General features: G+C 74.5%; 12 protein-coding genes. 7 read left to right on the top strand and 5 right to left on the bottom strand.

Annotated features, from left to right (window positions below; translation table 11 throughout):
* Positions 1–23 precede the first annotated feature (23 nt).
* From EV374_RS01835 to valS, 3 genes are all read left to right on the top strand, one after another.
* Positions 24–1,838 (top strand): ABC transporter ATP-binding protein, encoded by a 1,815-nt coding sequence (locus EV374_RS01835; protein WP_132231015.1) that lies wholly within the window; start codon positions 24–26, stop codon positions 1,836–1,838.
* Positions 1,835–3,706, top strand: coding sequence for an ABC transporter ATP-binding protein (locus EV374_RS01830; protein ID WP_132231014.1), 1,872 nt, complete (start codon positions 1,835–1,837; stop codon positions 3,704–3,706). Before EV374_RS01835 ends, EV374_RS01830 begins: the two co-directional genes overlap by 4 nt.
* A 71-nt stretch (positions 3,707–3,777) precedes the next feature.
* A complete protein-coding gene (valS, locus tag EV374_RS01825) occupies positions 3,778–6,393 on the top strand; it encodes a valine--tRNA ligase (RefSeq protein WP_132231013.1) in 2,616 nt (871 codons plus the stop codon).
* Between the two features lie 40 nt (positions 6,394–6,433).
* Here the strand turns inward: valS and EV374_RS01820 are convergent, their stop codons facing one another.
* The 5 genes from EV374_RS01820 to EV374_RS01800 all read right to left on the bottom strand — a co-directional run bounded on the left by EV374_RS01820 (position 6,434) and on the right by EV374_RS01800 (position 10,667).
* Positions 6,434–7,084 carry a hypothetical protein gene (locus EV374_RS01820; RefSeq protein WP_486485524.1) on the bottom strand — a complete coding sequence of 217 codons (651 nt, stop codon included), beginning with the start codon at positions 7,082–7,084 and terminating at the stop codon, positions 6,434–6,436.
* A 126-nt stretch (positions 7,085–7,210) separates the two neighbouring features.
* Entirely contained in the window at positions 7,211–7,921 is a 711-nt protein-coding gene (locus EV374_RS01815; RefSeq protein WP_132231012.1) for an ABC transporter permease, read from the bottom strand.
* A gap of 4 nt (positions 7,922–7,925) precedes the next feature.
* Positions 7,926–8,882 (bottom strand): ABC transporter ATP-binding protein, encoded by a 957-nt coding sequence (locus EV374_RS01810; protein ID WP_132231011.1) that lies wholly within the window; start codon positions 8,880–8,882, stop codon positions 7,926–7,928.
* Entirely contained in the window at positions 8,879–9,760 is an 882-nt protein-coding gene (locus tag EV374_RS01805) for an ABC transporter permease (RefSeq protein WP_132231010.1), read from the bottom strand. Before EV374_RS01805 ends, EV374_RS01810 begins: the two co-directional genes overlap by 4 nt.
* Positions 9,753–10,667: an ABC transporter ATP-binding protein gene (locus tag EV374_RS01800; protein WP_132231009.1), complete on the bottom strand. Its 915-nt coding sequence runs from the start codon at positions 10,665–10,667 to the stop codon at positions 9,753–9,755. Before EV374_RS01800 ends, EV374_RS01805 begins: the two co-directional genes overlap by 8 nt.
* A 198-nt stretch (positions 10,668–10,865) precedes the next feature.
* Here EV374_RS01800 and EV374_RS01795 point away from each other — a divergent pair, with 198 nt between their 5' ends.
* The 4 genes from EV374_RS01795 (at position 10,866) to galT (ending at position 15,060) form a co-directional block, all read left to right on the top strand.
* On the top strand, positions 10,866–11,417 hold the full coding sequence (locus EV374_RS01795) for a DM13 domain-containing protein (RefSeq protein WP_132231008.1): 552 nt from the start codon (positions 10,866–10,868) through the stop codon (positions 11,415–11,417).
* 109 nt (positions 11,418–11,526) lie between these two features.
* Entirely contained in the window at positions 11,527–13,056 is a 1,530-nt protein-coding gene (cysC, locus tag EV374_RS01790) for an adenylyl-sulfate kinase (RefSeq protein ID WP_132231007.1), read from the top strand.
* A gap of 106 nt (positions 13,057–13,162) precedes the next feature.
* Positions 13,163–13,987, top strand: coding sequence for a DeoR/GlpR family DNA-binding transcription regulator (locus tag EV374_RS01785; RefSeq protein WP_132231006.1), 825 nt, complete (start codon positions 13,163–13,165; stop codon positions 13,985–13,987).
* Positions 13,984–15,060: a galactose-1-phosphate uridylyltransferase gene (gene galT, locus EV374_RS01780; RefSeq protein ID WP_132231005.1), complete on the top strand. Its 1,077-nt coding sequence runs from the start codon at positions 13,984–13,986 to the stop codon at positions 15,058–15,060. Before EV374_RS01785 ends, galT begins: the two co-directional genes overlap by 4 nt.
* Positions 15,061–15,241 lie beyond the last annotated feature (181 nt).

Below are 15,241 nucleotides of genomic sequence, written 5' to 3'. Positions count from 1 at the left end.
CCCGTTGAGGCTACCGTCGGGTAGTGCCTGACGGTGACGGCAACCCGGCCTCCCGGGTCGAGGCCGGCCGGCACCCGCTGCACAGCCTCTGGCGGCTGCGCCACTACCTGCGCCCGCACGCGGCCGAGTTCGGTTGGCTGCTGCTCGCCGGCCTCGCCGCCACCGGGGCCGGCATCGCCGTACCGCTGGTCGCGCAGCGGGTGGTGGACGGCCCGGTGGCCCGGCAGGACCCGGCCGGGCTGTTCCGGCTGGCCGGGCTGGCGCTGCTGCTCGGCCTGGTCGAGGCGCTGCTGATCTTCATCCGGCGCTGGGTGCAGTCGTCGTCCTCGATGCGGATCGAGGCGGCCATCCGCGAGGACGTCTACGCCCACCTGCAACGGCTGCCGACCAGCTTCCACGACCGCTGGCAGTCCGGCCAACTGCTCTCCCGGGTCACCAGCGACCTGTCGGTGCTGCGCCGGTTCCTCAGCTTCGGCCTCTTCTTCCTGATCCTCAACCTGGTGACCTACCTGGCCGTGGTGACGCTGTTGATCCGGCTGCACCCCGCGCTGGGGCTGCTGGTGGCGGGCAGCGCCGTGCCCCTGTTCCTGATCAGTCGCCGCTTCGCGCGGCACTACCACGCGGCCTCGCGGCGGATGCAGGACCAGCAGGGCGACCTGGCCACGCTGGTCGAGGAGACCGCGCAGGGGCTGCGCACGATGAAGGCGTACGGGCGGGGGCCGGAACTCGCCGCCCGCTTCGCGACCGGCGCGCGGGCGCTGCACGACACGGGGGTCGGCAAGGGCCGGCTGCTGGCCCGCACCTCCGCCCTGCTCGACCTGGTGCCCAACCTGACCCTCGGCGTGGTGCTGGTCGCCGGTGCGGCGGCCGCCGCGGGCGGGGTGCTGACCATCGGCGAACTGGTCGCCTTCGTCAGCCTCCAGCTGATGCTGATCTGGCCGGTGCAGTCGCTGGGCTGGATCATCGCCAACGGGCAGGAGGCCGCCACCGCCGCCGACCGGGTACGCGAGGTGCTGGACACCCCGCCGGCCGTCGTGGACGCCCCGCACGCGCTCGCCCTGCGCCGCGCCGACGTACGCGGGTGGCTCCGCTTCGAGCGGGTCTCGTTCCGTTACCCGGGCACCGCCGCGCCGGTGCTGCGGGAGATCGACCTGACCGTCGAGCCGGGCGAGACCGTGGCCCTGGTCGGGGCGACCGGCTGCGGCAAGAGCACCCTGCTCTCCCTGGTGCCCCGGCTGCACGAGGCCACCGGCGGGCGGATCACCCTGGACGGGCACGACCTGCGCGAGCTGCGGCTGTCCGCCCTGCGCCGACTGGTCGGGGTCGCCTTCGAGGAGCCGACGCTGTTCTCCATGTCGGTGTGGGAGAACCTCACGCTCGGCCGGCCGGAGGCCGGCGAGGACGAGGTCCGCGCCGCGCTCGCCCTCGCCCAGGCCGACTTCGCGTACGAGCTGCCGTGGGGGTTGGCCACCCGGGTCGGCGAGCAGGGGCTGTCGCTCTCCGGCGGGCAGCGGCAGCGGCTGGCGCTGGCGCGGGCGGTGCTCGGCCGGCCGGCTCTGCTCGTGCTGGACGACCCGCTGTCGGCCCTGGACGTGCACACCGAGGCGCTGGTCGAGACCGCGCTGAAGCGGGTGCTCCGCACCACCACCGCCCTGCTGGTCGTGCACCGGCCCTCGACGATCGCCCTCGCCGACCGGGTGGCGCTGCTGGAGGAGGGCCGGATCACGGCCGTCGGGCGGCACTCGGAGCTGCTCGCCGCCGTGCCGGCGTACCGCGCGGTGCTCTCCGCCGAGCCCACCCCCGCGCCGCCCGGCGACCGCGGCCTGGTGCGTTCGTGACCGGCGACACCGCCGGCCCCACGAGCGGGGCGGACCTCGCCCGGTGGCGCGGCGTCGCCACCGACCCGGACGCGGACCGCAGCCGCGCCGAGGACACCGACCCCGAGGCGGTGGCCCGGCTCCGGGCCCGCAGCCGGGTGCTGCTGCGCGACCTGCTGCGCCCCCACCGGCGCCGCCTCGCGCTGGCCGTCGCGCTGCTGCTCGGCCAGAACGCCGCCGCGATGGCCGGGCCGTACCTGGTGATGCTCGGCATCGACCGGGCGATCGCGCCGCTGCGGGCCGGCGATCCCGGCCCGCTGCTGGTCGTCGCCGCCGGGTTCGCCGTCGCCACCGCCGTCGAGTACACCGCCCGCCGGGGTTTCCTCACCCTCTCCGCGCGGATCGGCCAGGCCGTCCTGCTCGACCTCCGCCAGCGGGTGTACGCACACTTCCTGCGCCTGTCGGTGGCGTTCCACGAGCGGTACACCTCCGGCCGGATGGTGTCCCGGCTCACCAGCGACCTGGACTCGATCGGCGAACTGGTCGGCGGCGGCATCGACGGCCTGGTGCTGGCCGTGCTGTCGATCCTGTCGGTCGCCGGCATCCTGCTCTGGCTGGACGTACCGCTGGCCGCGGTGACGCTGCTCGCGTTCCCGTTCCTGATCCTGCTGAGCCGCTGGTTCGCGCGGGCGTCGGCGGACGCGTGGCGGCGCACCCGGGAGACGGTGGCGCTGGTCATCGTCCACTTCGTCGAGTCGATGCGCGGCATCCGGGCGGTGCAGGCGTTCCGGCGGGAGCCGCGCAACCAGCAGATCTTCGGGGCGGTCAGCGACGACTACCGGCGGGCCAGCCGGGACGCGTTCCGGCTGATCGCGACGTACTCGCCGGGGATCAAGGTGATCGGCAACGTCACCGTGGCGGTGGTGCTCTGCTACGGCGGCTGGCGGGTGCTGGGCGGGGCGACCGGGATCGGCGTGCTGGCGGCGTTCCTGCTCTACCTGCGGCGGTTCTTCGAGCCGATGCAGGAACTGAGCCAGTTCTACAACTCGCTCCAGTCGGCCACGGCGGCGCTGGAGAAGCTCGCCGGGGTGCTCGACGAACGGCCGGCGGTGGCCGAACCGGCGCGGCCCGTGCCGCTGCCCGCCGGGCCGGGGCGCGGGGCGGTCGCCTTCCGGGCGGTCACCTTCGGCTACCGGCCGGACGCGCCGATCGTCGCCGGGCTGGACCTCGCCGTCCCGGCCGGCCAGACCGTGGCGCTGGTCGGGGCGACCGGCGCCGGCAAGTCGACGATCGCCAAGCTGCTCGCCCGGTTCCACGACCCGTTCTCGGGCGCGGTCACCCTCGACGGGGTCGACCTGCGCGAGGTCGCCGACGCGGAGCTGCGGCGGGCCGTGGTGCTGGTGACCCAGGAGACCCACCTGTTCGGCGGCACGGTCGCGGAGAACATCCGGTTCGGCCGTCCCGGCGCGGACGACGCCGCCGTGGAGGCCGCCGCGCGGGAGATCGGCGCGCACGACTTCATCGCCGCCCTCCCCGACGGGTACGCCACCGACGTGCAGCGGCGCGGCGGCCGGCTCTCCGCCGGGCAGCGGCAACTGGTCGCGTTCGCCCGGGCGTTCCTGGCCGACCCGACGGTGCTGATCCTGGACGAGGCCACCTCGTCGCTGGACGTGCCCACCGAGCGGCTGGTGCAGCACGCCCTCGGCACCATCCTGGCCGACCGCACCGCGCTGGTGATCGCGCACCGGCTCTCCACCGTGGAGACGGCCGACCGGGTGCTGGTGCTCGACGACGGGCGGATCGTCGAGGACGGCCCGCCCGGCCGGCTCGCCGTCGCCGGTGGCCGGTACGCCGCCCTGCACCGGCAGTGGCGCGACTCCCTGCTCTGAGCGGCGGGACGCGTGCGGACACGGGGCGAAACCACGTGGTCCGGCCCCGGGCCACTACCTACCATCGACGGATGACCGACACGGAGAGGACGGCCCGCGCCGGCGTCCCCGAACGTCCGAGCCTGGACGGCATCGAGGAGACCTGGGCGCGCCGCTGGCAGGAGGACGGCACGTACGCGTTCGACCGCGCGAAGGCGACCGTTCGGGGGCGCAGCGCGGCGTCAGACGCGCCGAGCCCGAACGGTCGCAGCGCCGACGTGTACGCGATCGACACCCCGCCGCCGACCGTATCGGGCGAGCTGCACATGGGGCATGTCTTCTCGTACACGCACACCGACGTGGTGGCCCGGTTCCAGCGGATGCGCGGGCGCACGGTCTTCTACCCGATGGGCTGGGACGACAACGGCCTGCCCACCGAGCGCCGGGTGCAGAACGTCTACGGCGTGCGCTGCGACCCGGCGCTGCCGTACGAGCCGGGCCGGCAGGTGCCCGAGGCCCCGGTGAGCGAGGCCGCCCGCAAGGACCCGACCCCGGTCTCCCGGCGGAACTTCATCGAGCTGTGCGAGCGGCTGACCGTCGCCGACGAGCAGGTCTTCGAGGCGCTCTGGCGGCGGCTCGGGCTCTCCGTCGACTGGTCGTTGACGTACACGACGATCGGCTCGGCGGCCCGGGCGGCCTCGCAGCGGGCGTTCCTGCGCAACCTGGCCCGGGGCGAGGCGTACCAGGCGGAGGCGCCGACACTCTGGGACGTCGGCTTCGCCACCGCCGTCGCCCAGGCGGAGCTGGAGGACCGGGAGCGGCCCGGGGCGTACCACCGGCTGCGCTTCGCCGGGCGGGGCGGGCGGGAGGTGCTCATCGACACCACCCGACCGGAGCTGCTGCCGGCCTGCGTGGCGCTGGTCTGCCACCCCGACGACGAGCGGTACGCCGACCTGGTCGGCGGCACCGCGCGTACGCCGGTCTTCGGGGTGGACGTGCCGGTGCGGGCGCACCCGCTGGCGGACCCGGCCAAGGGCACGGGCATCGCGATGGTCTGCACCTTCGGCGACCTGACCGACGTGACCTGGTGGCGGGAACTGCGGCTGGACACCCGCGTGGTGATCGGCCGGGACGGCCGGCTGCTGCCCGAGCCGCCGGCCGGCGTGCCGGGGCAGCCGTACGCGGCGCTGGCCGGGCAGACCGTCAACGGCGCCCGGCGGACGCTGGTGGAGCTGCTGGCCGACGCGGGCGACCTGGTCGGCGAGCCGCGACCCGTCACCCACCCGGTGAAGTTCTACGAGCGCGGCGACCGGCCGCTGGAGATCGTCTCCACCCGGCAGTGGTACCTGCGCAACGGCGGACGCGACGCGGGCCTGCGCGACGAGTTGCTGGCCCGGGGCGGGGAGCTGCGCTGGGTGCCGGAGCACATGCGGCACCGCTACGCGCACTGGGTGGGCGGCCTGACCGGCGACTGGCTGGTCAGCCGGCAACGCTTCTTCGGCGTGCCGGTGCCGGTGTGGTACCGGCTCGACGACGCTGGCGAGCCGGACTGGTCCCAGCCTCTCACGCCGGCGGAATCCGCGCTGCCGATCGACCCGTCCATCGACGCCCCGCCCGGGTTCGAGGAGTCGCAGCGGGGCCGCCCGGGCGGCTTCGTCGGCGACCCGGACGTGCTCGACACGTGGGCCACCTCGTCGCTGACCCCGCAGATCGCCGGCGGGTGGGAGACCGACCCGGACCTGTTCGCCCGGGTCTTCCCGATGGACCTGCGCCCGCAGGGGCAGGAGATCATCCGCACCTGGCTGTTCTCCACCGTGGTCCGCGCCCACCTGGAGCACGGGGTGCTGCCCTGGCGGGACACGGTGCTCTCCGGCTGGATCCTCGACCCCGACCGGAAGAAGATGTCCAAGTCCAAGGGGAACGTGGTCACCCCGATGGCGCTGCTGGAGCAGCACGGCTCCGACGCGGTGCGGTACTGGGCGGCGAACGGCAAGCCGGGCATGGACCTCGCCTTCGACCCGGCCCAGATCAAGGTCGGCCGGCGGCTGGCGACCAAGCTGCTGAACGCGTCGAAGTTCGCCCTCGGGCTGGGCGCCGCCGACGCGCTGCGGGCCGCGGCCACCGAGCCGCTGGACCGCGCCGTGCTCGCCGAACTCTCCGGCGTGGTCGCCGCCGCGACGTCGGCGCTGGAGGCGTACGACCACACGGCGGCGTTGCAGGTCGCCGAGGGCTTCTTCTGGCGGTTCTGCGACGACTACATCGAGCTGGTGAAGGAGCGCGCCTACGGCTCCGGGCCGGGGGCGGACTCCGCCCGGGCGGCGCTGGCCACCGCGCTCTCGGTGCAGCTGCGGCTCTTCGCCCCGGTGCTGCCGTACGTGACCGAGGAGGTGTGGTCGTGGTGGCGCTACGGCTCGGTGCACCGCGCGACCTGGCCCACCACGTACGAGGTGGACCGGGCGATCGAGGGCACCGGCCAACCTGAGCTGCTGCGGCTGGCCGCCGACGCGCTCGGCCAGGTGCGCCGGGCCAAGTCGGAGCGGAAACTGTCGATGAAGGCGGAGGTGCCGCTGGCGGAGGCGCTCGGCCCGGCGGCCCTGCTGGAACAGCTCACCGTGATCGCCGACGACGTCCGGGCCGCCGGCCGCATCGCCAAGCTGGACCTGCTCCCCGACCGCACCCCGGAACTCGTCGTCGCCTGCGCGTTCTGACCGTGGCGCCCCGCCGCGCCCCCTACCGTGCGGCGGGGCGTCACCAGCCGCGCAGCAGCCGCAGACCCAGGAGGAAGGCGACGACGGCGGGGCCGACCAGCAGGGTGATCGCCTGGAGGCGGTACGGCATCCGGTGCCGGGTCAGCTCCACCGCGTTGCCCAACACGATCACCCCCGCCAGCATCAGGAACGCGCCCCACATCGGCGCGGCAGCGACGTCGACCAGGTCGACGCGGGTCAGTTGCAGCGTCCCGCCGAGCAGCACGGCGCCGGCCAGCGCCAGCAGGGCGACCGCCCGGTGCAGCCCCCGGGCCAACGGATGGACCAGCCGCCAGCGGTAGGTGCCGGCGACCGCCAGGCAGGGCAGGATGACCATGAGGGGCCAGCCCCGCCCGAACACGCCGAACATCAGCAGCGCCCCGACCGCGAACACCAGCGCGCCGAGGCAGGCGACCACGTACCCGGCGAAGGCCCGCCCGCCGCCCCGGGCCAGCAGCGGCCCGCCGGTGGCGGCGATCAGCGCGCCGGGGATCAGCACGAAGTTGGCCCACCAGTGGAAGTGCCCGGTGGCCTGCGCGGCCGTGGTGGTCGCCGCCGCCGCCAGCCCGGCCACTGCCAGGCTCACCATCCAGTGCCGGCCGGCACCCGGATAGGACTCCCGCGACATCACCAGCCCCGTCTCCGCGCTCACGCCGTCAGCCTCGCCCAGCCGCCCGGCCCGGTCCATCCGGGCAGCCCTACCATCGCCGGGTCGGGCTGCCCGGAGGCCGTCAGGTCGCGTCCCGGATCCCGGCGGGGCGGCCCGGCCCGTCGGGGGTCAGCTCGTCTCGCCGGCCACGCTGAAGGAGCGGAGCCGGTCGATGGCCAGCAGCGTGAAGCCCGCGCTGATCAACGCCGCCATCACCGCCGCCACCGGCACCGAGACGCCGGCCTCCAGCAGCCCGGTGGGGGCCATCCGGTCGGCGAGGGTGATCACGTACTGCTGGATGGAGAGCACCTTGGTGCCGCTGACGACGTTGCCGAGCAGCCCCTCCCAGATCAGCACGTAGACCAGGCCGAGCAGCACCGGACGCCGGGTGAGCAGGCTGAGCGCCACGAACAGCGCCGAGTACGCCAGCGCGCCGACCGCCGAGGCGGCGGCGAGCGCCAGGCCGAGCCGTACGGAGTGGGCCAGCACGCCCGCCACGTAGATCGGCACGGCGACGGTGACCGCGGTGACGCCGGCGGCCACCGCCAGCTTGGGCAGCACGATCTGCCAGCGCGGCAACGGCTTGGTCAGGATGTGCACGACGGTGCCGTCGTCGATCTCGGCCCCCAGCACGCCGGTGCCGACGATCAGGGCGACCACCGGGAGCACCACGGCCAGGCCGAGGCCGACCAGCACCGGCGGGCCCCACTCGCCCGGGTCCACCCCGAGCGCACGGGAGAGCACGGCGAGCAGCACCAGCACGACCGGCAGCGGCAACAGCAGGAGGAACCGGCGACGCCCGAACAGCCCCCGCACGGTGATCCAGGAAACGGTAGACATGGGTTCAGGCCTCCACGAGGTAGGAGAAGACGCTCTCCAGGGATTCGTCCTCGGGCACCAACTGCCGCACCCGGATGCCCTCCGCCAGGGCGATCTTCGGCAGGACGCGGGTGAACGCGCCGTAGTCGCCGGCCCGCACGGTCAGCCCGGCGCGGCCCAGCTCGACCCCCGTCACCGACGCCTCGGCCATCAGCGCGACGGCGAGCGCCCGGTCGTCGGTGGAGTGCACGGCGAAGACGTGCGGCCGGTTGGTCATCAGCCGGCGGATGGTGCGGAAGTCGCCGGAGGCGGCCAGCCGGCCGGCGACCATCACCTGGACGGTGCCGGAGACCTGCTCGACCTCCTCCAGGATGTGCGAGCTGAACAGGATGGTGCGGCCGGCGTCGCCGAGGCGGTGCAGCAGCTCCATCATGTGCAGCCGCTGGCGCGGGTCCATCCCGTTGAACGGCTCGTCGAGCAGCAGCACCTGCGGCTCGTGCACCAGCGCCGCGGCCACCCGGGCACGCTGCCGCATGCCCTTGGAGTACGTGCCGATCCGGCGGTCCTGCGCGCCCTCCATCTCCACCAGGGCGATCGCCCGGCGGGCCGCCTCCGCCGGGTCCGGCAGCCGGTGCAGCTTCGCGCTGGCCAGCACGAACTCGTACGCGGTGAGGAAGGTGTGCACCGCCTCGCGCTCGCTGACCAGGCCGAGCCGGCGGTAGACCTCGGGGTTGCGCCAGGTGGGCCGGCCGTCCAGGCTCACCGCCCCCCGCGACGGGGCCAGGAAGCCCGCCATCATGTGCAGCAGGGTGGTCTTGCCCGCGCCGTTCGGGCCGAGCAGCCCGGTGACGCCGGGGCCGAGGCTCATGCTGACGTCGTTGACGGCCACCACGTTGCCGTACCAGCGGGAGACGCCCGCGAGGTCGAGGGTGCTGGCGGCGGTCGGCGTCCCCGCCACCTGGTCGACGCTGATCGTGGTCATCGGGCGGCCACCTTCCGGTATCGCAGCATCAGCAGGGCGACGCAGCCGGCCACGAGCAGCACGACGGCGACCGCGTAGACCGGGCCGAAGTCGCCGATCGGCACTCCGCCCTCCCCCTTGAACAGCAGCAGGTCGCCGAGCGCCCAGGTGCCCACTCCGCCCACCAACGTCGAGGGCGAGGCGAGGAAGGCCAGCTCGTTGACCGCCTGGGAGGGCATGATCGACAGGGTGCCGACGATCGGGGTGGTCATCAGGAACACGGCCACGATGCCGCCAGCCGCGAACGCCCGCTTGCCGGTGGACGAGGCGACCAGCAGCCCGACCGAGGCGAAGACCGCCGCCCAGAGCCCGGCGTAGAGCAGGCTGGGCAGCAGGTCGAGCAGCTCGTTCCAGACCCCGCGCATGCCGTCGCCGGTGGTGAACGCGGCGCCCAGGAACATCACCAGCTGCGGCCCGCCGAGCAGCAGCCAGAGCGCGGTGGCCAGCGCCAGCAGCTTGGCCAGCGGGTAGTCCGACCTCGGCAGCGGCCGGGAGAAGTAGAGCGGCAGCACCCCGCTGCGCAGGTCCCGCGAGACCAGCTCGGGGGCGACCGCCGCGACGAAGAAGATGACCAGCCAGCTCATGTTGTCGGCGAACTGGGCGTACGACATCACCGACTCGCCGACCTGGCTGCGTACGGCGGCGAGCCCGGCGGCCACGACGGTGACGATGGCGACCACCAGCCAGGGGAAGATCTTGGCCTTCGCGCTGCGGCCCAGCCCGAACGCCGTACGCAGGCCGTGCAGGTAGAGCGCGCCGAAGACGGCCCGGCGGCCCAGCCGGGGACCGGTGTAGCGCTGGTAGCCGATGTCGTGGATGACGCCGGTCGGCTCAGGCATGGCTGGGCTCCCTCGTGGCGAAGAGTTCGGCCACCCGGTGCCGGCGCTGGTCGAGCCGGTGCAGCGGCAGGTCCAGCTCGGCGACCGCGCCGAGGATCAGGTCGTAGGTGGCGTCGTCGGCGAGCTCGACGAGCAGCAGCCGGCCGTCCCGGCGTACCGGCAGGTCGAGCGCGGCCAGCCGGGCGGCCAGTTCGTCGGTGCCCTCGCTCACCTCGACGGCAAGCACGTCGGTGGCCGAGGTCATGGCGGAGATGTGGTCGGCGCGCAGCAGCCGGCCGCCGTCGATGGCGACCAGGGTGTCACAGATCCGCTCGACCTCGCCCAGCAGGTGCGAGCAGACCAGCACGGAGATGCCGAACTCGGTGCCGATGCGGTGCACCAGCGCCAGCATGGCGTCGCGGCCGGCCGGGTCGAGCCCGTTGGTCGGCTCGTCGAGCAGCAGCAGGTCGGGGTCGTGCACCAGGGCCTGGGCGAGCTTGACCCGCTGCTTCATGCCGGTGGAGTAGCCGCCGACCGGGCGGTAGCGCTCCTCGTAGAGCCCGACGTGCCGCAGCGCCTCGGAGGCCCGTTCCCGGGCGACCGTACGCGGCAGGCCGCTGACCCGGCCGAGGTGGGTTACCAGCTCGGCGGCGGAGAGGTCCGGCGGCAGGGCGTCGTGCTCGGGCATGTAGCCGACCCGGGCGCGGACCTGGGCGGAGTCGGTGGTCGGGTCGAGGCCGAGGACCCGGACCCGGCCGCTGGTCGGGGCGAGGAGGCCGAGCAGGATCTTGATCAGGGTGGACTTGCCGGCGCCGTTCGCACCGACCAACCCGATGATCCCCGGCTCGACCGCGACGGTCAGGTCGGCCAGCGCGGTGACCCCACCCCCGTACGTCTTGGTCAGCGAGTCGGTCGCGATGAGTGTCACGTCGTACAGCGTAGGAGGCGGAGACCGCCGTGGGCAGCGGCTCGCCCCGGGCGCTCCCCTGATCCTGGCGGCCCGCGTCCCCTAGGGTGCGGCGCGGTCCCCGGCGGTGGCGGGCGTGCCGGCACCGTCGGCACGCATCGGCCCCCGTCACGCGGCACGGGGCAGACAGGACGCGGCCCGGGCCGACACACTGTGGGCATGACCCGACTGTTCCGCGCGCCGCTGACGTGGGTGGTGGTCGCCGTCCTCGCCGCCGGCTCGGCTTTCGGCCTCTACTGGTTCCAGCCCTGGAAGCTGGTCACCGACGCCGAGGTCGACGAGGCACTCTCGAGCGTGGCGGCCACGCCGGCGCCGACGGGTTCCGCCACGGGCGCGGCGCCCTCCCCCGCCGGGCCGGTCCTGGTCAGGCAGGGCGACTTCGTGACCCACGAGCACGACACGTCGGGCAGCGCGCGCATCGTCCGCGCCCCCGACGGGCGGCACCGGCTGGAACTCGTCGGCCTGGCCACCTCCAACGGCCCGGACCTGCGGGTCTGGCTCACCGACCAGCCGGTGCGCAGCGGCACCGCCGGGTGGCGGGTCTTCGACGACGGCCGGTGGGTCGAGCTGGGCCGGCTCAAGGGCAATCGGGGCGACCAGGGTTACGACATCCCGGCCGACGTCGACCTGACGGGCCTGACCAGCGTCTCCATCTGGTGCAAGCGGTTCGCCGTCTCCTTCGGGGCCGCGTCCCTGGCCCCGCCCCGCTGACCCGCCGGCCGCCGTCGCCCGCCGGCTGAGCCGCCAGTGGAGTGGTGCTCTCGACCGATCGCCGGGCGGCTGAGAAACTGTGTGCCGGTCAGTGTCGTTTGGGGGATGGATGAGCAACAGCTGGGTGCTGCCCGACGAGGTGCTCCGGGACGCGCCGGCGTACACGCCGCGCCCTGGCGAGCTGGCTGACCTGGAGCTGCTGCTGATCGGGGCGTACGCCCCGCTGGCCGGCTTCATGACCCGCGCCGACCTGGTCTCGGTGAGTCGGCGGGGCCGGCTCGCCGACGGCTCACCGTGGCCGGTGCCGGTGACCCTCCAGGTGCCGACGGCGCTCGCCCAGGGTCTCGACCCGCGCGACGGGGCACGCCGCACCCTGGTGCTCACCGACGGGGAGGGCGCGCCGGTCGCGGCGCTGGAGGTCGCCGACGCGTGGCAGGTCCGCGACGGGGTGGCCGGCGTCGGGGGCACGGTCCGCCGGCTCGGCGACGGCGGTCACGGCCCCTTCCAGCGGCTGCGCCGCACCCCCGAGGAGGTACGCCCGCTGCTGCCGTCCGGGCGGGTGCTCGGGGTGATCGCCGACCGCCCGCTGCACCGGCCGCAGCTCGCCCAGATCGCCCACGCGGTCCGCACGCTCGGCGCCCACCTGCTGGTGATGATCCCGGTCGGCGAGGACGGCCTCGGCGGGTTGCCGCCGGAGTCGCTCGTACGCGGCGTCTTCGCCGCCCGCGACCGGATGCCGCCGGCCACGCTCGTCGCCGTCCCGTTGTCCCGCCGGCGCGACGAGATCAGCGACGCGCTGCTGCGGGCCCGGGTGTCGGCGGCGTACGGCGTCACGCACCTGCTCTCCACCGGCGAGATGCTCTCCGGCGCCGGCCTGCGGGTGCTGGTGCCGCGCGAGTTGGCCTACGACAACCGCGACGGGCAGTGGCGCTGGCGGGAGGACATCCCGCCCCGCAACCGGCGCCTGGCGCTGACCCAGCCGGAGATCGACGACCTGCTGGACCGGGGTTTCCCGCTCCCCGAGTGGCACACCCCGCCCGCGGTCGCGAAGGAGCTGGCCCGGGCCCGGCCGCCGCGGCGCTACCGGGGCCTGGTGGTCTTCCTGACCGGGCTCTCGGGCTCCGGCAAGTCGACGATCGCCCGGGGCCTGGCCGACGTGCTGCGCGAGCAGGGCGACCGGAGCGTCACGCTGCTCGACGGCGACGTGGTGCGCCGCGAGCTCTCCGCCGGGCTGGGCTTCAGCAAGGCCGACCGGGACCTCAACGTGCGCCGGATCGGCTGGGTGGCGGCGGAGATCGCCCGGCACCACGGCGTCGGCATCTGCTGCCCGATCGCCCCGTACGCCCAGGCCCGCGCGACCGCCCGGGAGATGGCGCTGGCCGCCGGTGCGGGTTTCGTGCTGGTGCACGTGGCGACCCCGCTGGAGGTCTGCGAGCAGCGCGACCGCAAGGGCCTCTACGCCCGGGCCCGGGCCGGCCTGCTCACCGGGATGACCGGCGTCGACGACCCCTACGAGGTGCCGACCGACGCGGACCTGGTGGTCGACACCAGCGACATGACGATCGACGAGGCGGTCGAGGCCGTCCTGCACCACCTGAACGAGACGGGCTGGGTCGAACCCCGGCTCCAGGCCATCTGATTGCGCCCTCCGCCTACCGGTGTTCCCCTCCTTCGCGCTAGTGTTCATTCTTGTTCGAACACGTTCGACCGCGTGAGGGCGCGCGGCTGGCACGGAGGTGCGGCGGATGCTCGCTCAGCAACGGCAGGCGGCCATCCTGGACCGGGTCCGCGCCACCGGCGGCGTGCGGGTCACCGAGCTGGCCGCCGAGTACGGCGTCTCGGACATGACCATCCGCCGCGACCTGGAGGCGCTGCACGAGCGCGGCCTGCTGGCCAAGGTGCACGGCGGCGCCACGGTGGCCGGCCCCGGCTCGACCGACGAACCGGGCTTCCGGGCCAAGTCGGTGCGGCAACTGGCGGAGAAGGCGGCCATCGCCGGCCGCGCCGCCGAGCTGGTCCGCCCCGGGGCGGCGGTCGCCCTCTCCGCCGGCACCACCACCGCCGAGCTGGCCCGTCGACTGGTCGACGTGCCGGGCCTGACCGTCGTCACCAACTCGCTGCCGGTGGCCGAGATCCTGCACGCCGGCGGCCGGTCCGACCAGACCGTGGTGCTCACCGGCGGGGTGCGTACGCCGTCGGACGCGCTGGTCGGGCCGCTGGCCGTCGCCGCCATCCGGTCGCTGCACCTGGACCTGCTCTTCCTCGGCGTGCACGGCATCACGGAGCGGGCCGGGTTCACCACACCGAACCTGATGGAGGCGGAGACCGACCGCGCCCTGGTGGCCGCCGCCGACCGGCTGGTCGTGCTCGCCGACCACACCAAGTGGGGCACCGTCGGCATCTCCTCGATCGTTGAGCTTTCCGCCGCCCACGTGCTGGTCACCGACGACCGGCTGCCCCCCGATGCGCAGCGGGCGCTCGACGACCGGGTGGGCGAACTGGTGGTCGTGCCCCCCGGCACGGGCGCGGGGCGGACGGCCACGACGACAGATGAGGGGATGGCGAGGTGAAGCGCACCGCGATCGCGCTGGCCGACGGCCGGGAGCTGATCTACTTCGACGAACGGGACGACGCCGCCCGCGACCAGCCGGACCGGCGCGACCTGCCCCCGCCGCCGCCCGCGTCGCAGCTACGCCTGGACCCGCTCACCGACGAGTGGGTGGCCGTCGCCGTACACCGGCAGACGCGCACCTTCCTCCCGCCCGCCGACCAGTGCCCGCTCTGCCCCAGCACCGACGGCCGGCAGAGCGAGATCCCGGCGCCCGACTACGACGTCGCCGTCTTCGAGAACCGGTTCCCCTCCCTGAGCGGCCGGGTGGCCGAGGAGCCCGCCGAGATCACCCCGTTCACCCCGGTCCGCCCGGGTCGGGGCCGCTGCGAGGTGGTCTGCTTCACCGACGACCACAACGCGTCCTTCGCGTCCCTCCCGCCACGCCGGGTGCGTACCGTCCTCGACGCGCTCGCCGACCGCACGTCGGCGCTCGCGGAGCTGCCCGGGGTGGAGCAGGTGTTCTGCTTCGAGAACCGGGGCGTGGAGATCGGCGTGACCCTGCACCACCCGCACGGCCAGATCTACGCGTACCCCTTCGTGACCCCACGGACCCGGGCGCTGCTGGCCGCCGCCCGCCGGCACGCGGAACGCACCGGCGGGCGCAACCTCTACGCCGACGTGCTCGCCGCCGAGCGGGCCGCGGGCACGCGGGTGGTCGCCGAGAACGAGCACTGGACGGCGTACGTCCCGGCGGCGGCCCGCTGGCCGTTCGAGGTGCACGTGGCCCCGCACCGGCCGGTGCCGGACATCCCCGCCCTCGACGACGCCGAGCGGGACGCCTTCGGGCGGCTCTACCTGGACCTGCTGCGCCGCTTCGACGGGCTGTTCGACGTGCCGATGCCCTACATCTCCGCCTGGCACCAGGCGCCGGTACGCGTCGACCGCGAGCTGGGCCACCTGCACCTGCAGCTGTTCAGCATCCGGCGCGCGAAGGACAAGCTGAAGTACCTGGCGGGCTCGGAGTCCGCGATGGGCGTCTTCATCAACGACATCGCCCCGGAGCGCGCCGCCGAACTCCTCCGCGCCGCCTGAAAGAAAGGGCACCTTCCTAACGCCCTCGGTAGAGGAAGGTGCCCTTCCTAACGCCTGGCGACGCGCTGGCAGCACCCGGTGGGCCGGAGCCGGCGCACGGGGCGACCGGGAATGGGTGGCGGGGACAGGGCGCGGGGGGCCCGGGACAGGGCCCCCCGCAGGGAAGGGACGGCTGGCTGTG

This window comes from Micromonospora sp. CNZ303, from assembly GCF_004345505.1.
The sequence above is the reverse complement of the archived record's forward strand: the minus strand, read 5'-3'. Positions and strand labels throughout refer to the sequence as shown.

Bases quoted from the DNA above. Each gene is read 5' to 3' on its own strand.
- valS (WP_132231013.1), top strand. From the start codon at position 3,778: ATGACCGACACGGAGAGGACGGCCCGCGCCGGCGTCCCCGAACGTCCG.
- EV374_RS01815 (WP_132231012.1), bottom strand. From the start codon at position 7,921: ATGTCTACCGTTTCCTGGATCACCGTGCGGGGGCTGTTCGGGCGTCGC.
- EV374_RS01810 (WP_132231011.1), bottom strand. From the start codon at position 8,882: ATGACCACGATCAGCGTCGACCAGGTGGCGGGGACGCCGACCGCCGCC.
- EV374_RS01805 (WP_132231010.1), bottom strand. From the start codon at position 9,760: ATGCCTGAGCCGACCGGCGTCATCCACGACATCGGCTACCAGCGCTAC.
- EV374_RS01795 (WP_132231008.1), top strand. From the start codon at position 10,866: ATGACCCGACTGTTCCGCGCGCCGCTGACGTGGGTGGTGGTCGCCGTC.
- cysC (WP_132231007.1), top strand. From the start codon at position 11,527: ATGAGCAACAGCTGGGTGCTGCCCGACGAGGTGCTCCGGGACGCGCCG.
- EV374_RS01785 (WP_132231006.1), top strand. From the start codon at position 13,163: ATGCTCGCTCAGCAACGGCAGGCGGCCATCCTGGACCGGGTCCGCGCC.